18 protein-coding genes are annotated in these 21,271 nt (G+C 65.9%); 11 read left to right on the top strand and 7 right to left on the bottom strand.

Annotation, left to right across the window (positions count from 1 at the left end; genetic code table 11):
• Positions 1-314 precede the first annotated feature (314 nt).
• From ACWMMN_RS27470 to ACWMMN_RS27455, 4 genes are all read right to left on the bottom strand, one after another.
• Positions 315-1,100, bottom strand: a complete 786-nt coding sequence (locus ACWMMN_RS27470) for a tautomerase family protein (protein WP_486423405.1) — start codon at positions 1,098-1,100, stop codon at positions 315-317.
• The gene (locus tag ACWMMN_RS27465) at positions 1,027-2,019 is read right to left on the bottom strand and encodes a GlxA family transcriptional regulator (RefSeq protein WP_486423404.1); all 993 of its coding nucleotides are present in this window, start codon (positions 2,017-2,019) and stop codon (positions 1,027-1,029) included. The genes ACWMMN_RS27470 and ACWMMN_RS27465 overlap by 74 nt, the downstream gene beginning before the upstream one ends.
• A gap of 159 nt (positions 2,020-2,178) precedes the next feature.
• The gene (locus tag ACWMMN_RS27460; RefSeq protein ID WP_059237323.1) at positions 2,179-2,469 is read right to left on the bottom strand and encodes a hypothetical protein; all 291 of its coding nucleotides are present in this window, start codon (positions 2,467-2,469) and stop codon (positions 2,179-2,181) included.
• Positions 2,470-2,856: 387 nt separating this feature from the next.
• Positions 2,857-3,615 (bottom strand): LOG family protein, encoded by a 759-nt coding sequence (locus tag ACWMMN_RS27455; protein ID WP_059237322.1) that lies wholly within the window; start codon positions 3,613-3,615, stop codon positions 2,857-2,859.
• 1 nt (position 3,616) lies between these two features.
• Here ACWMMN_RS27455 and polA point away from each other — a divergent pair, with 1 nt between their 5' ends.
• From polA to ACWMMN_RS27440, 3 genes are all read left to right on the top strand, one after another.
• A complete protein-coding gene (gene polA / locus ACWMMN_RS27450) occupies positions 3,617-6,370 on the top strand; it encodes a DNA polymerase I (RefSeq protein WP_486423403.1) in 2,754 nt (917 codons plus the stop codon).
• A gap of 278 nt (positions 6,371-6,648) precedes the next feature.
• Positions 6,649-7,983 carry an NAD(P)/FAD-dependent oxidoreductase gene (locus ACWMMN_RS27445; protein ID WP_059237320.1) on the top strand — a complete coding sequence of 445 codons (1,335 nt, stop codon included), beginning with the start codon at positions 6,649-6,651 and terminating at the stop codon, positions 7,981-7,983.
• A 407-nt stretch (positions 7,984-8,390) separates the two neighbouring features.
• Positions 8,391-9,266 (top strand): dienelactone hydrolase family protein, encoded by an 876-nt coding sequence (locus tag ACWMMN_RS27440; protein ID WP_486423402.1) that lies wholly within the window; start codon positions 8,391-8,393, stop codon positions 9,264-9,266.
• Between the two features lie 54 nt (positions 9,267-9,320).
• Here ACWMMN_RS27440 and ACWMMN_RS27435 read toward each other — a convergent pair whose 3' ends face one another.
• Positions 9,321-10,190 (bottom strand): sulfurtransferase, encoded by an 870-nt coding sequence (locus ACWMMN_RS27435; RefSeq protein WP_486423401.1) that lies wholly within the window; start codon positions 10,188-10,190, stop codon positions 9,321-9,323.
• A 117-nt stretch (positions 10,191-10,307) separates the two neighbouring features.
• On the bottom strand, positions 10,308-11,414 hold the full coding sequence (locus ACWMMN_RS27430; protein ID WP_174992775.1) for an aromatic ring-hydroxylating oxygenase subunit alpha: 1,107 nt from the start codon (positions 11,412-11,414) through the stop codon (positions 10,308-10,310).
• 270 nt (positions 11,415-11,684) lie between these two features.
• Here ACWMMN_RS27430 and ACWMMN_RS27425 point away from each other — a divergent pair, with 270 nt between their 5' ends.
• The 4 genes from ACWMMN_RS27425 to folE2 all read left to right on the top strand — a co-directional run bounded on the left by ACWMMN_RS27425 (position 11,685) and on the right by folE2 (position 15,809).
• A complete protein-coding gene (locus tag ACWMMN_RS27425; RefSeq protein WP_040139363.1) occupies positions 11,685-11,978 on the top strand; it encodes an exodeoxyribonuclease VII small subunit in 294 nt (97 codons plus the stop codon).
• Complete coding sequence (locus ACWMMN_RS27420) at positions 11,975-12,859, top strand: polyprenyl synthetase family protein (protein ID WP_486423400.1); 885 nt, start codon at positions 11,975-11,977, stop codon at positions 12,857-12,859. Before ACWMMN_RS27425 ends, ACWMMN_RS27420 begins: the two co-directional genes overlap by 4 nt.
• 81 nt (positions 12,860-12,940) lie before the next feature.
• Positions 12,941-14,845 (top strand): 1-deoxy-D-xylulose-5-phosphate synthase, encoded by a 1,905-nt coding sequence (dxs, locus tag ACWMMN_RS27415; protein ID WP_486423399.1) that lies wholly within the window; start codon positions 12,941-12,943, stop codon positions 14,843-14,845.
• Between the two features lie 154 nt (positions 14,846-14,999).
• Positions 15,000-15,809, top strand: coding sequence for a GTP cyclohydrolase FolE2 (gene folE2 / locus ACWMMN_RS27410; protein WP_174992773.1), 810 nt, complete (start codon positions 15,000-15,002; stop codon positions 15,807-15,809).
• 88 nt (positions 15,810-15,897) lie between these two features.
• Here folE2 and tsaD read toward each other — a convergent pair whose 3' ends face one another.
• Positions 15,898-16,938, bottom strand: coding sequence for a tRNA (adenosine(37)-N6)-threonylcarbamoyltransferase complex transferase subunit TsaD (gene tsaD, locus ACWMMN_RS27405; RefSeq protein ID WP_486423398.1), 1,041 nt, complete (start codon positions 16,936-16,938; stop codon positions 15,898-15,900).
• Positions 16,939-17,068: 130 nt separating this feature from the next.
• Here tsaD and ACWMMN_RS27400 point away from each other — a divergent pair, with 130 nt between their 5' ends.
• The 4 genes from ACWMMN_RS27400 (at position 17,069) to dnaG (ending at position 21,193) form a co-directional block, all read left to right on the top strand.
• Positions 17,069-18,289 (top strand): BaiN/RdsA family NAD(P)/FAD-dependent oxidoreductase, encoded by a 1,221-nt coding sequence (locus ACWMMN_RS27400; RefSeq protein WP_059237312.1) that lies wholly within the window; start codon positions 17,069-17,071, stop codon positions 18,287-18,289.
• Positions 18,290-18,394: 105 nt separating this feature from the next.
• Complete coding sequence (gene rpsU / locus ACWMMN_RS27395) at positions 18,395-18,607, top strand: 30S ribosomal protein S21 (RefSeq protein WP_006479415.1); 213 nt, start codon at positions 18,395-18,397, stop codon at positions 18,605-18,607.
• 194 nt (positions 18,608-18,801) lie between these two features.
• Positions 18,802-19,248, top strand: coding sequence for a GatB/YqeY domain-containing protein (locus ACWMMN_RS27390; protein WP_256086623.1), 447 nt, complete (start codon positions 18,802-18,804; stop codon positions 19,246-19,248).
• Positions 19,249-19,318: 70 nt separating this feature from the next.
• Positions 19,319-21,193: a DNA primase gene (gene dnaG / locus ACWMMN_RS27385; protein ID WP_256086622.1), complete on the top strand. Its 1,875-nt coding sequence runs from the start codon at positions 19,319-19,321 to the stop codon at positions 21,191-21,193.
• Positions 21,194-21,271 lie beyond the last annotated feature (78 nt).

The following is a 21,271-nucleotide window of genomic DNA, read 5'->3' as shown; positions in this document are numbered from 1 at the left end:
GCTTGCGGATATGACTCTGCAGCAAGTGGATGATTGGCGACATGAGTCGTCTAACTTGCTCCCAGATTGCTGCTGAAATCCACGTGAAATGGTGAGCCGTATTTCCGCAAAAAGTTTGAGAAAGTGACGGAACGCCTTGATTTAGTGTGATTTTGCGTCCGCAAACTGCGAAGCTTTGCGGAAGTGGCGTTCCAGTGAGGTGAACGCCGCCCCGGCTGCGGTGCGCATCGCGATGTGCGATGCGCGGCCAACCGGGGCGCGCGTGTCTTGTTCCTGCCACCCGCGACCGGCCGCGATCCGGTTGCGAACCGGCGTCAGCGCACCTCCCCGGCAACGGGTTCTCGCGACCCGTTCCGCTCCGTGTCCCGCATCGACTCGCGCGCCGCATCGACGACCCGGATCGCATCCGCGCGCCGCTTGGTCGCCAGCCGCCGTTCCCCGAGCGCACGCAGCGTCGCGCCGCCGAAATATTCCATGATGTCCGGCAGGCGGCGCACCGTGCCGCGACTCCCCCAGCAGCCATCGTCGATTTCCGTCGGAAAGACCCACACGCGCGTCGCGACGGCGTCGATCGGCACGCCTTCCGCGCGTGCGACGGCGGCGGTCACGTCGGCGATCAGCGCGGCGCGCGCGGCGTCCGTGTACTGTCCTTCCGGCACAGTCGGCACGATCCGGTAGATCGGCTCGGGCGCAATGGTGCCGGCGCGATACACGACCGCCGGCCGGTGAACGAAGATCCAGGTCACGTCGCGCACGCGCGGATCGTCGGGATCGAGTCCCTCGTGGCGGATCAGCGTCCCGGTCAGCGCGTTCATCAGTTGCGCTTCGGCGTGCGGCGCGAGCGCGCCTTCGGGGATAGTGATGTCGATCATCGGCATGACGGTGTCCTGGTTCGGTGGAGACGGCGTCGCTCCGGTTCCGGCGACGTGAATCCAGTGTATGAACCGCATGCCGATGCACGAAGTGGCGAAACTGCCATTCGACGATGCCATTCCCGACATCGCGTCCCGCGCCCGTTCCGGACGGCTAACGCGCGAATCGACGGCGATATTCGCCCGGCGAGATGCCGGTCTCGCGTTTGAACAGTTGCCGGAAACCACTGATGTCCGCGTAGCCGACGCGTTCGCACACCGCATCGATCGCGAGCTTCGTTTCCGCGAGCAGCCGTTTCGCAACTTCGATCCTGAGCGTCTGCAGATATCTGAGCGGCGGGGCGCCGACCGCATCCCGGAAGCGGCGATGCAGCGTGCGTTCGCTCATCGCGACATGGTCGCTCAGCCGCGCGAGGCTGAACGGTTCGCGCAGATGTTTTTCCATCCAGCGTTGCGCACGCGCGATGGCGGGATCGTCGTGTCCGCGGTGGCCCATCCGGTCGAGGTCGATGAACGAATCCTGCGAATCGCGGTTCATGTCGATCAGCATGAGTCTCGCGACGGACGCGGCCACGCGCGCATTCGCCAGCTTGTCGACGACCCGCAGCGCGAGATTCTGGTACGACGTGACGGCGCCGCCGCACAGAATGCCGTCCTGTTCGGTCAGCACGTCCGACGCGCGCAGCGCCACGTCCGGATAGCGGGCACGAAAGCTCGACGCTTTCGACCAGTGCGTCGTGGCGACGCGACCGTCGAGCAACCCGGCTTCCGCAAGCAGGAACGCGCCGGTGCAGTACGTCGCGATCAGCGTGCTGCGCGCGTGTTGTCGGCGCAATGCGTCGAACAGCGGGGCGAGCACCGCGGGCCGGTCGAGCAGACGGTCGAGGTCGGCGACGAACGGGCCCGTGAGCCAGATTGCGTCGGCGGCACTGCCGCCGTCGATCGCGCCGTCGACAGGAATGAGCTGGCCGGCGGCCGTGCGCACCGGGCGTCCGCCGATTGATTCGACACGCCAGCGGAACGGCGTTGTCATCCGGCCTTGCGGCGCTGCTGACGCGAGATGATTGGCCGCCGTGAAGATGTCGGTCGGTGCGGCGATACCGGACGCGAGGGCGTGGTCGACGGCCCAGATTCGGACGAGCGGCATGGATGGCGGGATTGGCATTGGACAAGGGCGATCCTACCACCCGGCGCCGTGCGGTCAGGCCTGCCGTTCATCCACGATATCGGCGGCCGGAAATCAAAAGGCCGCCCGGCGCCGAAGCGCGCGGACGGCCTTGCGTCGCGGGTGAAGGCGCGGTGTCGCTCAGCACTCGCCTTTCTTCGCGTGTCCCGGCGGGCAGTGATAGCCGCCATGACCACGATAGCGCTGGTGATCTTCCCATTCGCGGCGCTGCCAGTAGCGGTGGCCGTCCCAGTAGCGGTCGCCGTGCCAGCCGACGATGACTGCCGGCGCGGGGGCGACCATGACGGGCGCAGGCGCAACGACGACCGGCGCGGGCGTGCCGATGTTGACGTCGACGTTGACGGCGTGAGCGAGGCCGGACAGCGAGAGGCCGAGGCCGGCGAAGGCGAGGGCGATCAGCGAGCGTTGCATGTTCTTTTCCGTGATGTCGTTGTGAAGAGGCCGGCGCGACGCGATGGAAGCGAGGGGGCCGTTCCACCGGGGGAACGCCGCGCCGACACAATCAGTGTGCGGGCACATGACGGAAAAGGCGAGACGGGTTTATTACGGAGGGTTGCCGGCCGACAGAGGCAGGCTGCGGGTATGCGCCAGCGTCATTTGACAATGGTGGACCGCAGGTTCGGAAGGACACTCCGCATCGCACAGTGCGGGCTGCGCGGATTTGACATTCGGCGGCGCGCGGCCGCGAAGCCGGATTAACGGTGCGTTACAAAATGACGCGTGGCAGGCCGCCGAAGCGATACCTGCCGCACGTCAGGCAGCTCGCCGGCCGTCGGGCCGGCGCTCGCCACGGATGCGTTACAGATAGAACATCCGGTCTTCTTCGGGCCGCGGCGGATGATCGTCATCGTCCGAACCTTCCTCTTCGCCGCTGTCCTCGTAGAACGCGAGCACGGCGTCGAGCACCTGGTCGGGATCGTCGATCACCTGCATCAGGTCCATGTCTTCCGGATTGATCAGGCCCATCGGAATCAACTGGTCGCGGAACCATTGCAGCAGCCCCTGCCAGAACTCGCTGCCGACGAGGATGATCGGCACGAGGCGCGACTTCTTCGTCTGGATCAGCGTGAGCACTTCCGACAGCTCGTCGAGCGTGCCGAAGCCGCCCGGCATCACGATCACGGCATCCGAGTTCTTCACGAACGTGACCTTGCGCGTGAAGAAGTGGCGGAAGCGCAGCGAGATGTCCTGGTAGTGGTTGCCGGCCTGCTCGTGCGGCAGCTCGATGTTCAGGCCGACCGACGGCGCCTTGCCGGCGTGCGCACCCTTGTTCGCGGCTTCCATGATGCCGGGGCCGCCGCCGGAGATCACGGCGAAGCCGGCGTCGGACAGCTTGCGTGCGATCTGCGCGGCAAGCTTGTAGTGCGGCGTATCGGGTTTGAGGCGGGCAGAACCGTAGATGCTGACAGCCGGGCGGATCTCCGACAGGTACTCGGTCGCCTCGATAAACTCTGCCATAATCGTGAACATCTGCCACGATGCGCGCGCCTTCTTGGCCGTCGCGCGTTCTTGATCTGCGAGCGAACGCAGACTCGGAATCACTTTTCTCTTGTTCATAATGCCTGAAGAACGAAATCTGGAAGGTAAGACCCTGCTATTGGTTGATGGTTCGAGCTATCTCTATCGGGCTTACCATGCGATGCCTGATTTGCGTGGCCCTGGCGGGGAGCCGACCGGAGCGCTCTACGGAATCATCAACATGCTGCGCCGTATGCGCAAGGAAGTCAGTGCAGAGTATAGCGCTTGCGTGTTCGATGCAAAGGGCAAGACGTTCCGTGACGACCTTTATGCCGACTATAAGGCAAACCGTCCGTCGATGCCGCCCGACCTTGCCTTGCAGGTCGAACCGATCCACGGCGCCGTGCGCGCACTCGGCTGGCCGTTGCTGATGGTCGAAGGCGTCGAGGCCGACGACGTGATCGGCACGCTCGCGCGCGAAGCCGAACGGCACGGGATGAACGTGATCGTGTCGACCGGCGACAAGGATCTCGCGCAGCTCGTGACCGACCACGTCACGCTCGTCAACACGATGACCAACGAGACGCTCGACCGCGACGGCGTGATCGCGAAGTTCGGCGTGCCGCCCGAGCGCATCATCGACTACCTCGCACTGATCGGCGACACCGTCGACAACGTGCCGGGCGTCGAGAAGTGTGGGCCGAAGACGGCCGTGAAATGGCTCGCGCAATACGACAGCCTCGACGGCGTGATCGAGCACGCGGGCGAGATCAAGGGCGTGGTCGGCGACAACCTGCGCCGCGCGCTCGACTTCCTGCCGCTCGGCCGCACGCTCGTGACGGTCGAGACGGCCTGCGACCTCACCCCGCATCTCGAATCGATCGAAGCGTCGCTGAAGAGCGACGGCGAAGCGCGCGACCTGATGCGCGACATCTTCGCGCGCTACGGCTTCAAGACCTGGCTGCGCGAAGTCGACAGCGCACCCGCGGAAGGCGGCGGCGCCGATGCGCCGGAAGGCGAGCCGGCACCGGTGGTGGCGGCCGACATCGTGCGCGAATACGACACGATCCAGACCTGGGAGCAGTTCGACGCGTGGTTCGCGAAGATCGATGCGGCCGCACTGACCGCGTTCGACACGGAAACCACCGCGCTCGACCCGATGCTCGCGCGGCTCGTTGGCCTGTCGTTCTCGGTCGAGCCGGGCAAGGCGGCCTACCTGCCGGTCGGGCACCGCGGCCCCGACATGCCGGAGCAGCTGCCGATCGACGAGGTGCTCGCGCGCCTGAAACCGTGGCTCGAATCGGCCGATCGCAAGAAGGTCGGCCAGCACCTGAAGTACGACGCGCAGGTGCTCGCGAACTACGACATCGCGCTGAACGGCATCGAGCACGACACGCTGCTCGAATCGTACGTGGTCGAATCGCACCGCACGCACGACATGGACAGCCTCGCGCTGCGTCATCTGGGCGTCAAGACGATCAAGTACGAAGACGTCGCGGGCAAGGGCGCGAAGCAGATCGGTTTCGACGAAGTGGCGCTCACGCAGGCCGCCGAATACGCGGCCGAGGACGCGGACGTCACGTTGCAGCTTCATCACGCGTTGTATCCGCAAGTGGCGCGCGAACCGGGCCTCGAACGCGTGTACCGCGAGATCGAAATGCCGGTGTCGCTCGTGCTGCGCAAGATGGAACGCACGGGCGTGCTGATCGACGATGTGCGCCTGCAGGCGCAGAGCACCGAAATCGCGACGCGCCTGATCGAGCTCGAAGCACAGGCGTACGAACTGGCCGGCGGCGAATTCAATCTTGGCTCGCCGAAGCAGATCGGGCAGATCTTCTTCGAGAAGCTGCAGTTGCCGGTCGTGAAGAAGACGCCGAGCGGCGCGCCGTCCACCGACGAAGAGGTGCTGCAGAAGCTGGCGGAGGACTACCCGCTGCCGAAGCTGCTCCTCGAGCATCGGGGGCTGTCGAAGCTGAAGTCGACCTATACCGACAAGCTGCCGCGCATGGTGAACCCGTCGACGGGCCGCGTGCACACGAACTATGCGCAGGCCGTCGCGGTGACGGGCCGCCTCGCATCGAACGATCCGAATCTTCAGAACATTCCGGTGCGCACGGCCGAAGGCCGGCGCATCCGCGAGGCGTTCATCGCGTCGCCGGGCCACCGGATCGTGTCGGCCGATTATTCGCAGATCGAACTTCGGATCATGGCGCACATCTCGGGCGACGCGTCGCTGCTGCGCGCGTTCTCGCAGGGCGAGGACATCCACCGCGCGACGGCCGCCGAGGTGTTCGGCGTGACGCCGCTGGAGGTCAATTCCGACCAGCGCCGGATCGCGAAGGTGATCAACTTCGGGCTCATCTACGGGATGAGCGCGTTCGGCCTCGCGTCGAACCTCGGCATCACGCGCGACGCGGCGAAGCTCTATATCGACCGTTATTTCGCCCGCTATCCGGGCGTCGCGCAGTACATGGAAGACACGCGTTCGGTGGCAAAGGAGAAGGGCTACGTCGAAACCGTTTTCGGCCGCCGCCTGTGGCTGCCGGAGATCAACGGCGGCAACGGCCCGCGCCGCCAGGCGGCCGAGCGCGCGGCCATCAACGCGCCGATGCAGGGCACGGCGGCCGACCTGATCAAGCTGTCGATGATCGCGGTGGACGACTGGCTCACGCGCGACAAGCTCGCGTCGCGCATGATCATGCAGGTGCACGATGAACTGGTGCTCGAGGTGCCCGACGAGGAACTGTCGCTGGTGCGCGAGAAACTGCCGGAAATGATGTGCGGCGTCGCGAAGCTGAAGGTGCCGCTGGTCGCCGAAGTGGGCGCCGGCGCGAACTGGGAAGAGGCACACTGACGCACCCCCGTGCGGTTCGCGTTTCCCGCGGCATATTGTTGCAGGGATGCTGAATATCGAGATGGTTTGCTTGTGGTCAACGCGCAAGCTCCCGGACAATGCATGTCAGTCATGTCATTGACGCGGGGCGGCGCGTCCCGCGTTCCGGGACAGGACGCATCGAAGTGCTTCGAACTGCACATCGATGATGTCCGAACCGGTTAATCCACCGGGCGACGAGAATGCATCGCGTTTGCTTCGTCCGGCGGCAGCAGTTTCGAATCGCAAAGGGGAATCAGATGCATCGGATCATCATCGTAGGCGGAGGCGCGGGCGGCCTGGAACTGGCGACGCGGCTCGGCGACCAATACGGCGCGCGCGGCAAGCGTCCCGCGCGCGCGCTCGTCACGCTCGTCGACCGCAATCCGACCCACATCTGGAAACCGCTGCTGCACGAAGTCGCGGCCGGCAGCATGGATCCGTTCACGCAGGAGCTCGAATATGCGGCGCAGGCGCGCTGGCATGGCTTCGAGTTCCAGCAGGGCGGGCTGAACGGGCTCGACCGCACGGCGAAACGCATCGCGCTCGCACCGGTCAACGACAGCGACGGCGAGGAACTGCTGCCGGCGCGCGAGCTGGAATACGACACGCTCGTGATCGCGATCGGCAGCACGACACACTTCTTCGGCGTGCAGGGCGCGGCGGAAAACGCGATCGCGCTCGATACGGTGGGCGAGGCCGAGCGCTTCCGCAAGCGGCTGATCGCCGCGTGCATGCGCGCCGAGCACCAGAGCCCGGCGCCGGCCGCGCCGGGTGAAGCGGCAGAGCCGCGCATCCAGGTTGCGATCGTCGGCGGCGGCGCCACCGGCGTCGAGCTGTCCGCGGAGCTGCGCAACACCGCGCAGGTGTTGTCGGCCTACGGGCTGCACAAGCTCGATCCGCGCCACGACGTCGGCATCGTGCTGATCGAATCGGGGCCGCGGATCCTCCCGGCGTTGCCGGAGCGCGTGTCGTCTGCGACGGCCGAACTGCTCGAAAAGATCGGCGTGCGGCTGATGCTCGCCGAGCGCGTGACGGAGGTGGCGCCCGGGGCCGTCCACACGGCGAGCGGCAAGACGGTGCGTGCCGACCTGACGGTTTGGGCCGCCGGCATCAAGGCGCCGGCCGTGCTCGCGAATCTCGATGGGCTCCAGGTCAACAAGCTTGGCCAGCTCGACGTGCGCCGCACGCTGCAGACCTTCACCGACGACAACATCTTCGCGCTCGGCGATTGTGCGGCATGCGCATGGCCCGGCAACGAGCGCAACGTGCCGCCGCGCGCGCAGGCCGCGCACCAGCAGGCGAGCTTCCTGCTGAAGGCGATCGGCTGCCGGCTCGAAGGGCGTCCGCTGCCCGAATTCACGTATCGCGACCTGGGCTCGCTCGTGTCGCTCGGCCATTTCAGCGCGGTCGGCAACCTGATGGGCGGGCTGATCGGCGGCAACATGCTGATCGAAGGGTTGTTCGCACGCTTCATGTACATGTCGCTGTACCGGATGCACATCGCCGCGCTGCACGGCTATCCGCGGATGATGCTCGATACGGTCGCGCACTGGCTGCGGCGCACGACGCTGCCGCGCGTCAAACTGCACTGACCGCGCGTTCGCGCGTCGAGCGGGCGGGGAAGGCGCACGTCGTGCGTGTGCTGCGCCGGTTGTCTTTCGCGGTTGGCGGGGCGGTAGCGCGTGCGCTGACCCCGCGTTTTCCTTTTCGATTCGCAAGTATCCGGTCGCGCCACGACGATCGGCATGGGCTGTCGCGCCGTGTTTCGACAGGCCGCCGGCGGGCTTTTGCGTCGGGATCGAAGCGACCGGCGCAACGCGCCGTAATCGAGTCTTACACATCTGACAGTTGACGCGACAACGGATTATTGGGCATCGTGTCCGGGTTTCCGCTTGCGGCGGGGTGCCAACCGCCGCGACATCCGCGCCGCGCGCCGGTGCGATGCCCCGTCATACGTAACCGGAATCGTGACGGCGGCGCCCAATCGAGGAGTGCATTCATGTTGAAACCCGAAGTCGACAGCCTGGTCCCCCATATCCCGTTCTCGCGCCGCAAATTCATGCAGGCCGCGTTGGGCGGCACCTTCGCGGCGGCCGTGCTGCCCGTGTCCGCGCAGACGGTCACGACCGACAGCGCGGGGCTGGATGTCGACACCATCGAGATCCGCTCGGGCGACGCGAGCGTGCCGGCCTATCGCGCACAACCGGTCGACAAGACGAACCTGCCGGTCGTGATCGTGATTCACGAAATCTTTGCGGTGCATGCGCATATCGCCGATATCTGCCGCCGCTTTGCGAAGCTCGGTTATCTCGCGATCGCGCCCGACCTGTTCGCGCGGCAGGGCAACGTGTCGAAGTACCCGACGATCCAGGGGGGCGTCGACAACATCGTCAGCAAGGTGCCGGACCGGCAGGTCACGGAGGATCTCGATGCGACGGTCGCGTGGGCCGGCAAGAACGGCGGCGACCTGTCGCGTCTCGGCGTTGTCGGGTTCTGCTGGGGCGGCCGCCAGGCGTGGCTGTATGCGGAGCACAACCCGCACGTGCGGGCAGCCGTGGCGTGGTACGGGTTCGTGGAAGGCAAGACCGACGAGATGACGCCGTTCAACCCGGTCGATCATGCATCGTCGCTGAAGGTGCCCGTGCTCGGGCTCTATGGCGAAAAGGACGCGAACATCACGCAGGCGTCGCTCGCCGACATGCGCAAGGCGATCCAGGCGAGCGATTCGAAGCTCGCGCGCGAATCGGAGATCGTCGTGTATCCGGATGCCGGTCACGCATTCTTTGCCGATTACCGGCCGAGCTATGTGAAGGCCGATGCGGAGGAGAGCTGGAAGCGCGCGATCGCGTGGTTCCACAAGTACGGCGTGATGTAAACGACAAGCGGCGGCCCATGCCGCCGCTTTATCGCTGCTGCGCGGTGCTCGCGCTTACGGCGTCGGGCCGGTCGCGATCGGCCGCGACGGATCCGCGCTCCATTCGCTCCACGAGCCCGGGTACAGCGACGCGCCGTGCAGGCCCGCCACTTCCAGCGCCAGCGCGTTGTGGCACGCGGTGACGCCGGAGCCGCATTGCAGGATCACGCGGTTCGGTTCGGTGCCGGCCAGCACGGTGGAGAACGCTTCGCGCAATTCATGGCCGGTCTTGAAACGGCCGTCGGCGGTCAGGTTGTCCTTGAAGAAGCGGTTGCGCGCACCGGGGATATGACCGCCCACCCGATCGATCGTTTCGTTTTCGCCGCGGTAGCGGTCCGGTGCGCGCGCATCGATCACGACGCGCGTGGGCGATGCCACGTTCGCGAGCACGGCTGCAGCGTCGACCGTCGATTCGAGCGGCGCGGCTGCGCGGAAATCACCGGCGGCCGGTTGCGGCACGTCGGTCGTCAGCGGCTCGCCGGCCGCTTCCCAGGCCGGCAGGCCGCCGTCGAGCACGGCGACCGAATCGTGGCCGAGCCAGCGCAGCAACCACCACAGTCGCGCCGCAAAGGCGCCGCCTTGCGCGTCGTATGCAACGACCTGCTGGCCCTGCTTGAGACCGTGGCTGGCGAGCAACGTAGCGAGCGCGTCGCGGGTCGGCAGCGGATGGCGGCCGTTGGTGCCCGTCTTGCGGCCCGACAGGTCGCGGTCGAGATGAATATATTGTGCGCCGGGAATGTGGCCGGCCGCGTAGGCGGCTTCGCCCGCGCCGGGATCGGCGAGATCGAAGCGGCAATCGAACAGCGCGACGCTGCCGGGCGCCGCGGCCAGGCGCTCGGCGAGATTGGCGGCGGAGATGAGCGTGGTGTAATGAGTGTGTGGCATGACGACTCCCTGGAGTGCAAATGGCCTGACACTCCAAGTCTAAACAAAAAAAGACGGGCCGAAGCCCGTCTTTTCGTCTGCCGGATGCCGGGCGGCGTCAAAGCGCCGCACCGGTTGTCAGAGGTCGCCGAGGTGGCGGCGCAGGAACTCGTGGAAGTGCTGCATGCCGTCTTCCATCGGGCTCTGGTACGGGCCGACCTGCGACTCGCCGCGTGCCATCAGCGCACGGCGGCCTGCGTCCATCCGCATCGCGATTTCGTCGTCCTCGACGGCCGTTTCCATATAGGCGGCACGCTCGGCCTCGACGAATTCGCGTTCGAACAGCGCGATTTCCTCGGGGTAATAGAACTCGACGATGTTGGTCGTCTTTTGCGGCCCGCGCGGGATCAGCCACGACACGACGAGCACGTGCGGATACCACTCGATCATCAGGCCCGGGTAGTAGACCATCCAGATCGCGCCGAACTCCGGCGGCACGCCGTTGCGGAACTTCAGCACCTGTTCGTGCCATTTCTGGTAGGTCGCGCTACCGGGTTTCGCGAGGGCGTTGTGCACGCCGACCGTCTGCACGCTGTACCAGTCGCCGAACTCCCACTTGAGGTCGTCGCACGACACGAAGCTGCCGAGGCCCGGGTGGAACGGGACGACGTGGTAATCCTCGAGGTAGACCTCGATGAACGTCTTCCAGTTGTAATCGCACTCGTGCACTTCGACGTGATCGAAGTGGTACTCCGAGAAGTCGAAGTGATGCTTCGTGCCGAGGTTGGCGAGATCGCGCGCGACATGGCGGCCTTCGGCCTCGAACAGCAGCCCCTGCCAGTTCTGCAGCGGGCTCTTGCCGAGGTTCAGGCAGGGCTTGTCGGGGAAGTGCGGCGCACCCAGCAGTTCGCCTTCCAGGTCGTACGTCCAGCGGTGCAGCGGGCACACGATGTTCTGCGTGCGGCCGCGCCCGTTGAGCATGATCGCCTGCCGGTGACGGCAGACGTTCGACAGCAGTTCGATCTGGTTCGTCTGGTTGCGGACCAGCACGCGGCCTTCCTTCTCGGACGGCAGCGCAAAATAATCCCCCGCCTCGGGCACCATCAACTCGTGCCCGACGTAACGAGGTCCTTTCTTGAAGAGGGTTTCGATCTCGCGCTCGAGTAGCGCCTCATCGAAATATGCAGTGACTGGAAGCTGGCTGTGAGCCGACTTCAACTGAAGCGCATCGCTCAGATTGGACATTCCCACTCCCGGTGTTAGCGTGAAAGCAGTGAACAACCCAACCATCGAAAAATCGATTTAGGGAAACGGGGAATTATACCCGGTTCGTCTCGCAAGGCTAGGATTAAGTGCCTGATTTGTGTCAATTTTTTGTCGGGCAACCATCGGAAGGCGCACACTGTGTATCGAAGATGGGGCCGGAATTGTGTCCGGGTGCCCACGACGGCAGGTCGGAAAATTCTCTTTTGCCGTAGAATGTCCGACTTGTTTTGAAATTTGACACCCTCGTCCATGGCGAAAACCGCATCCCCAGGCGCCACGCCGCCCGGCAATGGTACCGAACCGTTACCGGACAATTACGAGACGGCGCTCGCGGAACTCGAGACGCTGGTTGCCCGGATGGAAGGCGGCGCGTTGAGCCTCGAGGATTCACTGGCGGCGTATCGCCGCGGTGCGACCCTCGTTGCGTTTTGCCAACAGCAGCTCGAGAAAGTGGAGCAGCAGGTTCGCGTGCTCGACGGCGCGACGCTGAAGCCGCTTTCGTCCGGAACGGCCGCCACGGACGGCGAAGACGACGATCTATGACATTCGAACAATGGATGCGGTCCGTGCTTGACCGCGTCGAAGACGCACTCGGCCATTATCTGCCCGCTGAAACCGCGATGCCCGCGAAACTTCACGAGGCGATGCGCTACGCAGTCCTCGGCGGCGGCAAACGCGTTCGTCCGCTGCTGTGCCATGCAGCAGGCGAGCTGACCGGTGCGACGGAAGCGGCGCGCAACGCGGCAGCGGCGGCGCTGGAGATGATCCACGTCTACTCGCTCGTGCACGACGACATGCCGTGCATGGACGACGACGCATTGCGTCGCGGCAAGCCGACCGTGCACGTGCAGTACGACGAGCCGACGGCACTGCTGGTTGGCGACGCCCTGCAGTCGCAGGCGTTCGTTGCGCTGACCGACGCCGATACGCTGTCGCCGGTGCAGCAGGCGGCGCTGGTGCGCGAGCTTGCGCTCGCGAGCGGCTCCGTCGGCATGGCCGGCGGGCAGGCGATCGATCTGGCGAGCGTCGGCCTGAAGCTGACGCGCGAACAGCTCGAGACGATGCACCGGATGAAGACGGGCGCATTGCTGCGCGCGGCCGTGCGGATGGGCGCGCTGGCCGGCGAGACGCCTTCGGCGGAAACGATGGCCGCGCTCGACGTGTACGCGGGGGCCGTGGGTCTGGCCTTCCAGGTCGTCGACGACATTCTCGACGTCACGACCGATTCGGCGACGCTTGGCAAGACGGCCGGCAAGGACGCGGCAAACGACAAGCCGACCTATGTATCGATCCTCGGCCTCGAGGCGTCGCGCGAGCTGGCAGCGCAGTTGCGCACCGAAGCGCACGACGCGCTGAAACCGTTCGGCGCACGCGCACAGCGTCTCGCCGAACTTGCCGACCTGGTAGTGAACCGGGTCAGCTGACGCGAAAGCCCGCCGCCGCGCACATGCTACGGTGCGTGCAACAGAATGCGGGCGCGTTTGATTTCCTACAATGGAACGACGATGTACGACTTGCTGAAAACCATCGACGACCCGGCGGATTTGCGCCGCCTCGATCGTCGCCAACTTCAACCGCTCGCGGATGAACTGCGCGCGTTCGTGCTCGACAGCGTGTCGAAGACGGGCGGCCATTTGTCGTCCAACCTCGGGACGGTCGAGCTGACGATCGCGTTGCACTACGTGTTCAACACGCCGAACGATCGCATCGTCTGGGATGTGGGTCACCAGACCTACCCGCACAAGATCCTGACGGGCCGCCGCGACCAGATGCATTCGCTGCGTCAGTACGACGGCATCTCGGGGTTCCCGCGCCGCAGCGAATCCGAATACGACACGTTCGGCACCGCGCACTCGAGCACGTCGATCTCGGCCGCGCTCGGCATGGCGATCGGCAGCCAGCTGAACGGCGACGACCGCTTCTCGATCGCCGTGATCGGCGACGGCGCGATGACGGCCGGCATGGCGTTCGAGGCGATGAACAACGCGGGCGTGTCGGAAGATGCGAAGGTGCTCGTGATCCTGAACGACAACGACATGTCGATTTCGCCGCCGGTCGGCGCGCTGAATCGCCATCTCGCCCGCCTGATGTCGGGCCGCTTCTATGCGGCGGCGCGTGCAGGCGTCGAGCGCGTGCTGAGCGTGGCGCCGCCGGTGCTCGAACTCGCGCGCAAGCTCGAGGAGCACGCGAAGGGCATGGTCGTGCCGGCCACGCTGTTCGAAGAATTCGGCTTCAACTACATCGGCCCGATCGACGGTCACGATCTCGATTCGCTGATCCCGACGCTGCAGAACATCCGCGAACTGCGCGGTCCGCAGTTCCTGCACGTGGTGACGAAGAAAGGCCAGGGCTACAAGCTCGCCGAAGCCGATCCCGTGCTCTATCACGGCCCCGGCAAGTTCAATCCGGCCGAAGGCATCAAGCCGTCGACCACGCCCGCGAAGAAGACGTACACGCAGGTGTTCGGCGAATGGCTGTGCGACGAAGCCGAGCGCGATACGCGCGTCGTCGGCATCACGCCCGCGATGCGCGAAGGCTCGGGCATGGTCGAGTTCGAGAAGCGTTTCAAGGATCGTTACTACGACGTCGGCATCGCCGAGCAGCACGCGGTGACGTTCGCGGGCGGCCTCGCGACCGAAGGGCTGAAGCCCGTCGTCGCGATCTACTCGACGTTCCTGCAACGTGGTTACGATCAGCTGATCCACGACGTCGCGCTGCAGAACCTGCCGGTCGTGTTCGCGATCGACCGCGCGGGCCTCGTCGGCGCGGACGGCGCGACGCATGCGGGCGCGTACGATCTCGCGTTCATGCGCTGCATCCCGAACATGACGATCATGGCCGCATCCGACGAGAACGAATGCCGCCAGATGCTGCACACGGCACTGCAACAGCCGAACCCGACCGCGGTGCGTTATCCGCGCGGCGCGGGCACGGGCGTGGCGACGGTGAAGGAATTCACCGAGATCCCGCTCGGCAAGGGTGAGGTGCGTCGCCAGTCGTCGCAGCCGGAAGGCAAGCGCGTCGCGATCCTCGCGTTCGGCACGATGGTCGCACCGTCGCTGGCTGCGGGCGACGAGCTCGACGCCACGGTCGCGAACATGCGTTTCGTGAAGCCGGTCGATACGGCGCTCGTGCGCGAGCTCGCCGAAACGCACGACTACCTCGTCACGGTCGAGGAAGGCTGCGTGATGGGTGGCGCGGGCTCGGCCTGCGTGGAAGCCCTGATGGAGAGTGGGGTTATCCGACCCGTACTACAATTGGGCCTCCCTGACCTGTTCATCGATCACGGCGACCCCGCGAAGCTGCTGTCGCAATGCGGCCTCGACGGCGCGGGCATCGCGAAATCGATTCGCGAACGCTTTCTGAACCCGGCGGCCGATGTCGCCGGTCAGGCAAAGCGCGTCGCATAAGCTGGCGCCGCCTGCGGGCGGTGCCGGTGCGACTGGCGCAACCGGTCTTCATTGATGCGGAAAACATGGGCCTGCGGGCCCATGTTGCTTTTCCGGCTGCCGCATGATGCGGCGTGCGCGTCGTCGAACGCGCGGCTTACAAGGATTGAACAAGATGAACCAGATGAATCCCGCCTTCGTGATGCCCGACGTGCAGAGCACGGTGGATACCCGTCAGATTCCGATTCAGCGCGTGGGCGTGAAGGCGGTGCGACATCCGTTGACGGTGAGTACCGAAAGCGGTGACGTACAGCCGACCGTCGGCGTCTGGAACCTCGATGTCCGCCTGCCCGCCGACCAGAAGGGCACGCACATGTCGCGTTTCGTCGCGTTGCTCGAAGAGAACCGCGCGCCGCTGACGGTCGAGCGCTTCCGCGCGATGCTCGCGTCGATGCTCGAGAAGCTCGAAGCCGAAGCCGGCCGCATCGAGGTCACGTTCCCGTACTTCGTGAACAAGACGGCGCCGGTGTCCGGCGTGCAGAGCTTGCTCGACTATGAGGTGACGCTCGCGGGCGAAAGCCGCAATGGCGACACGCGCCTGTTCCTGAAGGTGCTCGTGCCGGTGACGAGCCTGTGCCCGTGCTCGAAGAAGATCTCGCAGTACGGTGCGCACAACCAGCGTTCGCACGTGACGATCGATGCCGAGCTCGCGGCCGACCTGCCGGTCGAGGCGCTGATCCGCATCGCGGAAGAAGAGGCATCGTGCGAGCTGTGGGGCCTGCTGAAGCGTCCGGACGAGAAGTTCGTCACCGAGCGTGCATACGAGAACCCGAAGTTCGTCGAGGATCTCGTGCGCGACGTCGCGCAGCGTCTCGATGCGGACGAGCGCGTGGCCGCCTATGTGCTCGAAGCCGAGAATTTCGAGTCGATCCACAATCACAGCGCATATGCGCTGATCGAGCGGGACAAGCGCCAGGCGGCATAACGCTGCGTCTTTTTGCCGCGCCAATGAAAAAGGCCGCTCGAACGAGCGGCCTTTTTGTTGTCTTGCGTGCGGCGCTGCGTTGCGTGAATCAGCGTGCGAGCGACGCGAGATCCCAGCGCGGCTTCACCGTGAACGCGTAGTCCGCATTCGCCTGCTCGGGCCAGCGGCCGAGCCGCAGGGCGCCCGCGAGCGCGATCATCGCGCCGTTGTCGGTGCAGAGCGCGAGATCGGGGTAGTGCACGTCGAAGCCGCGCTTGGCCGCGGCGGCCGACAGTGCCGCGCGCAACTGGCGGTTCGCGCCGACGCCGCCTGCGACCACGAGGCGCTTGAGCTTCGTCTTCTTCAGCGCGGCGAGGGACTTCGCGACGAGCACGTCGACAGCCGCGTCGACGAAGCCGCGCGCGAGGTCGGCTTTCGCGCGGTCGAGCGCAACGCCCTCCAGCTTCGCTGCTTCGAACTTCTTCATCTGCGTGAGCACGGCGGTCTTCAGGCCGCTGAAGCTGAAGTCGAGATCGCCCGAATGCAGCATCGGGCGCGGCAGCACGACCGCGCCCGGCGTGCCCGTCTCGGCGAGCTTCGACACTTCCGGGCCGCCCGGGTAGCCGAGGCCGATCAGCTTCGCCGTCTTGTCGAACGCTTCACCGGCCGCGTCGTCGAGCGTTTCGCCGAGCGTCTCGTACGCGCCGACGTCGGTCACGCGCATCAGTTGCGTATGGCCGCCGGACACCAGCAGGGCGACGAACGGGAACGGCGGCGGTTCGTCGACGAGCAGCGGCGACAGCAGGTGGCCTTCGAGGTGGTGGATGCCGACGGTCGGCTTGTTCCACGCGAGCGCGAGCGCATTCGCGATGCTCGCGCCGACGAGCAGCGCGCCGGCGAGACCGGGGCCTTGCGTGAACGCGATTGCGTCGATGTCGTCGCGGCGCGTGCCGCTTTGCGCCATCACTTCCTCGAGCAGTGGCAGTGCGCGGCGGATGTGGTCGCGTGACGCGAGTTCGGGCACGACGCCGCCGTAGTCGCGGTGCATCGCGATCTGCGAATGGAGCGCGTGCGCGAGCAGGCCGCGCTGCGTGTCGTAGAGCGCGAGGCCGGTTTCGTCACAGGAGCTTTCGATGCCGAGAACGAGCATGGGTACGGGCAGGGCGCACCGTTTCGGGCGCGCCACAGGAAGGTCGACGTAACCGGAAAGTATAGCAGGCGAGGGCCGGCTGCCGCTGGCGGCGGCCCGGGGCCGATGCCGGGCAGGTACAATCCGCGCCATGGAAACTTATGACATCGCCGTGATCGGCGCGGGCGCCGCCGGGATGATGAGCGCCGCGGTCGCCGGGCAGCTCGGCCGCCGCGTCGTGCTGATCGATCACGCGCCGCGGCTCGCCGAGAAGATCCGCATTTCGGGCGGCGGCCGCTGCAACTTCACGAACCTGTACGCCGGCCCCGACAACTATCTGTCGTCGAACCCGCATTTCGCGCGCTCGGCACTGGCGCGCTATACGCCGCGCGACTTCCTCGGGCTCCTCAAGCGCCATCACGTGACCTGGCACGAAAAGCACAAGGGGCAGCTCTTTTGCGACCACGGCAGCGACGCGATCATCGACATGCTGAAGCACGAGTGCGACGCGGGCGGCATCGCGTGGCGCCGGCCGGTCGTCGTCGACGCGGTGCGCCATGCGCCGGCCGACGGCTTCGTGCTCGATACGCAGCAGGCGGGGGCGATCGGTGCGCGCGCACTGGTCATCGCGACGGGCGGATTGTCGATCCCCAAAATCGGCGCGACCGACTTCGGCTACCGGCTGGCGAAGCAGTTCGGCCACAAGCTCATCGATACGCGGCCCGCGCTCGTGCCGCTGACGTTCGCGCAGCAGGACTGGGAGCCATTCGCGGCGCTGTCGGGCGTGTCGCTCGAAGTGCGCGTGTCGACCGGCGACAAGAAGCGCGGCGGCGAATTCGTCGAGGATCTGCTGCTGACGCATCGCGGGCTGTCCGGGCCCGGCATCCTGCAGATCTCGAGCTACTGGCAGCCCGGCGACCCGATCCGCGTCGACCTGCTGCCGCAGCGCGATACGGTGGCCGACCTGCTCGACGCGAAGCGCACGTCGAAGCGCCAGATCGGTTCGCTGCTCGCCGACTGGGTGCCGTCGCGCCTCGCGCATGCGTGGCTCGACACGCACCGCGTCGCGGCCGACGCGCGGCTCGCGGACTTGCCCGACAAGACGCTGCGCCAGATCGGCGACGCGCTGTCCGGCTGGACGCTGACGCCGAACGGCACCGAGGGCTACAAGAAGGCCGAAGTGACGAAGGGCGGGGTCGATACGCGGGAGTTGTCGTCGGCGACGATGATGAGCGCACGCGTGCCGGGGCTGTTCTTCGTCGGCGAGGCGGTGGACGTGACGGGCTGGCTCGGCGGCTACAACTTCCAGTGGGCGTGGGCGTCCGGCACGGCGGCCGGGCAGGCCGCGGCGGAGTATGCACGCGGCGCCTGACGGGCCGGCCCCTGTAAGCGGGACCAGTCCCCGTGCCTTTGGACAATCCAATCGCTCTGCTATACTCGGTAGTCTTTCCCTGCAATCCTTTATTCGTGTCGGATCATGACGATCATTCGCGTTAAAGAGAACGAGCCGTTCGAAGTTGCAATGCGTCGCTTCAAGCGCACGATCGAGAAGAACGGTCTGCTGACCGAACTTCGTGCGCGCGAGTTTTACGAGAAGCCGACCGCGGAGCGCAAGCGCAAGAAGGCCGCTGCAGTGAAGCGTCATTACAAGCGGATTCGCAGTCAGACGTTGCCGAAGAAGCTGTACTGAACGATTGGGCGCCGCGCGGTTCGCTGAGCGGCGCACCGGCGACTCCGCGCGATCGGGTGCGATCGCGCAGCCGATCAGGCGGCGAGTCGCCGATGCCGGATTCGAGCAACCCGCTTGAGACACTGTCCCAAGCGGGTTTTTGTGTTGACGCCCATTCGCGGGCGTCGGATTCACGTTTCCATTCCGGGTGAAAGATGAGTTTGAAAGAGCAGATCAGCGAAGACATGAAGGCCGCAATGCGCGCGAAGGAAAGCGAGCGCCTGGCGACGATTCGCCTGCTGATGGCCGCGATCAAGCAGCGTGAGGTCGATGATCGGGTCACGCTCGACGACGCGGCCATCACGGCCGTGATCGACAAGATGATCAAGCAGCGCAAGGATTCGATCAGCCAGTTCGAGGCCGCCGGCCGCGACGATCTCGTCGCGAAGGAGCAGGCCGAGCTGACCGTGCTGGGCGGCTACATGCCCGCGCAACTGTCGGACGCCGAAGTGGCGGCCGAAGTCCAGGCAGCGGTCGCGCAAACCGGCGCAGCCGGCCCGCAGGACATGGGCAAGGTGATGGGCGTGCTGAAGGGCAAGCTCGCCGGCCGTGCCGACATGACGGCCGTTTCCGCGCAGGTCAAGGCCGCGCTCTCGAAGTAAAACCCGTTCCCGGCGCGCCCAGCGATGCGCGCGCCGGGCGTCGTTTCGTCTTTTTTCGCTCGATCCCACGGTGATTCCGCATTCGTTCCTGCAGGACTTGCTGAACCGCGTCGATATTGTCGACGTGGTGGGCCGGTACGTGCAGCTCAAGAAGGGCGGCGCCAACTTCATGGGGCTGTGCCCGTTCCATAACGAGAAGAGCCCGTCGTTTACCGTCAGTCCGACCAAGCAGTTCTATCACTGCTTCGGGTGCGGCGCGCACGGTACGGCGATCGGTTTCCTGATGGAACACGCGGGGCTCACGTTCCCGGAAGCCGTGCAGGAGCTCGCGCAGTCCGTCGGGCTGACCGTGCCGCACGAACCGTCGATGCGCGGTGGCGGCGGCGGTGGCGGTGGCGGCGATTATCCGGCGCCGGTGTCGAAATCGGTGGCGACCGCGCTGTCCGACGCGATGACGGCTGCATGCGACTACTACCGCAAGCAGTTGCGCGGCGCGACCGTCGCGATCCAGTACCTGAAGAACCGGGGCCTGACCGGCGAGATCGCCGCGCGCTTCGGTCTCGGCTATGCGCCGGACGGCTGGCAGAACCTCGAAACCGCGTTCCCGGACTATCGCGACGAGTCGCTCGTCGAGTCGGGGCTCGTGATCGTCAGCGAGAAAACCGACGCACAGGGCGTCGCGCGCCGCTACGACCGGTTCCGCGAGCGGATCATGTTCCCGATCCGCAATGTGAAGGGGCAGGTGATCGGGTTCGGCGGCCGTGTGCTCGGCAGCGGCGAGCCGAAGTACCTGAACTCGCCCGAAACGCCGCTGTTCAACAAGGGCAGCGAGCTGTACGGGCTGTTCGAGGCGCGGCTCGCGATTCGCGAGCGCAAGTACGTGCTGGTCGTCGAAGGCTACATGGACGTGGTCGCGCTTGCGCAGCTCGGGTTTCCGAATGCGGTCGCGACGCTCGGCACCGCGTGCACGCCGATTCACGTGCAGAAGCTGCTTCGCCAGACCGACACGGTCATTTTCAGTTTCGACGGCGATTCGGCCGGGCGGCGGGCGGCGCGGCGCGCGCTCGAGGCCTGCCTGCCGCATGCGGGCGACAATCGCACGATCCGGTTCCTTTTTCTGCCGACCGAGCATGATCCGGACAGCTATGTACGCGAGTTCGGCGCGGACGCGTTCTCCGAGCAGGTCGAGCGCGCGATGCCGCTGTCGCAATTTCTGTTGAACGAAGCAATTTCCGGCAAGGCGCTCGATCAGCCGGAAGGTCGCGCGAAGGCGCTGTTCGATGCGAAGCCGCTGCTGCAGGCGCTGCCTGCGAATGCGTTGCGTGCGCAGATCATGCACATGTTCGCGGACCGTCTCGATATCCCGTTCGAAGAGGTCGCGGGGCTGTCCGACGTCGATACGCGAATCGCGGCGCCGCCGCGCCAGGCGCCCGCGCGCAGCGAGCGGCGACGCGTGACGGACAGCGAAAAGCGTGCATTGCGTACGCTGGTGATGCATCCGCGCATCGCGTCGCAGCTCGACGACGAACAGATTGCGACCCTGCGGGCGTTGCCGCGCATCGGCGAATTGTTCGCGGAAGTCGTCGACCACGCGCGTGCGCTGGGCGACGGCGCGGAGTTCCGGCTGCTGTCGGATGTCCTGCGGACGTCCTCGAACGGGGCGACTTACGAGGAAATCTTCCGCGAAATTCTGGACTATGATGAAAACGTCCGCGACTTGCTGTTACAGAATCCGGAAGACGAGACGGTGCCCGAGCGGCAGCGTGAACAGGAACGGATCGCGGGGGAGGAACTGCAGGCGGCGGTGCTCAAGATGCGCTATGACGCCTGCTGCGACCGGCTTGACCGGCTGGCGCGGCAATCCACCTTCACACCCGAGGAATTGACCGAATTGACGGAATTGAACCAGCAGCGAACCGACATGAAACGTCGGCTCGGGCTGTAGGCGGCCGGGGCGCTTAGAGAGGGCTCCCCAGCGTGCTATAATATAAGGTTTCCAGCGGTTTGTTTTCTAAGCAGAGGC

This window comes from Burkholderia cepacia complex sp. TUM26381, from assembly GCF_057439935.1.
This window is presented reverse-complemented; position numbering and strand designations above follow the sequence as displayed.

Coding starts and splice junctions, on each gene's coding strand:
- rpsU (WP_006479415.1), top strand. CDS start 18,395: ATGACGATCATTCGCGTTAAAGAGAACGAGCCGTTCGAAGTTGCAATG.
- tsaD (WP_486423398.1), bottom strand. CDS start 16,938: ATGCTCGTTCTCGGCATCGAAAGCTCCTGTGACGAAACCGGCCTCGCG.
- ACWMMN_RS27390 (WP_256086623.1), top strand. CDS start 18,802: ATGAGTTTGAAAGAGCAGATCAGCGAAGACATGAAGGCCGCAATGCGC.
- ACWMMN_RS27435 (WP_486423401.1), bottom strand. CDS start 10,190: ATGCCACACACTCATTACACCACGCTCATCTCCGCCGCCAATCTCGCC.
- ACWMMN_RS27465 (WP_486423404.1), bottom strand. CDS start 2,019: ATGCCGCTCGTCCGAATCTGGGCCGTCGACCACGCCCTCGCGTCCGGT.
- ACWMMN_RS27455 (WP_059237322.1), bottom strand. CDS start 3,615: ATGAACAAGAGAAAAGTGATTCCGAGTCTGCGTTCGCTCGCAGATCAA.
- ACWMMN_RS27400 (WP_059237312.1), top strand. CDS start 17,069: ATGGAAACTTATGACATCGCCGTGATCGGCGCGGGCGCCGCCGGGATG.
- ACWMMN_RS27430 (WP_174992775.1), bottom strand. CDS start 11,414: ATGTCCAATCTGAGCGATGCGCTTCAGTTGAAGTCGGCTCACAGCCAG.
- ACWMMN_RS27440 (WP_486423402.1), top strand. CDS start 8,391: ATGTTGAAACCCGAAGTCGACAGCCTGGTCCCCCATATCCCGTTCTCG.
- ACWMMN_RS27445 (WP_059237320.1), top strand. CDS start 6,649: ATGCATCGGATCATCATCGTAGGCGGAGGCGCGGGCGGCCTGGAACTG.
- ACWMMN_RS27420 (WP_486423400.1), top strand. CDS start 11,975: ATGACATTCGAACAATGGATGCGGTCCGTGCTTGACCGCGTCGAAGAC.
- ACWMMN_RS27460 (WP_059237323.1), bottom strand. CDS start 2,469: ATGCAACGCTCGCTGATCGCCCTCGCCTTCGCCGGCCTCGGCCTCTCG.
- ACWMMN_RS27425 (WP_040139363.1), top strand. CDS start 11,685: ATGGCGAAAACCGCATCCCCAGGCGCCACGCCGCCCGGCAATGGTACC.
- folE2 (WP_174992773.1), top strand. CDS start 15,000: ATGAACCAGATGAATCCCGCCTTCGTGATGCCCGACGTGCAGAGCACG.
- dxs (WP_486423399.1), top strand. CDS start 12,941: ATGTACGACTTGCTGAAAACCATCGACGACCCGGCGGATTTGCGCCGC.
- polA (WP_486423403.1), top strand. CDS start 3,617: ATGCCTGAAGAACGAAATCTGGAAGGTAAGACCCTGCTATTGGTTGAT.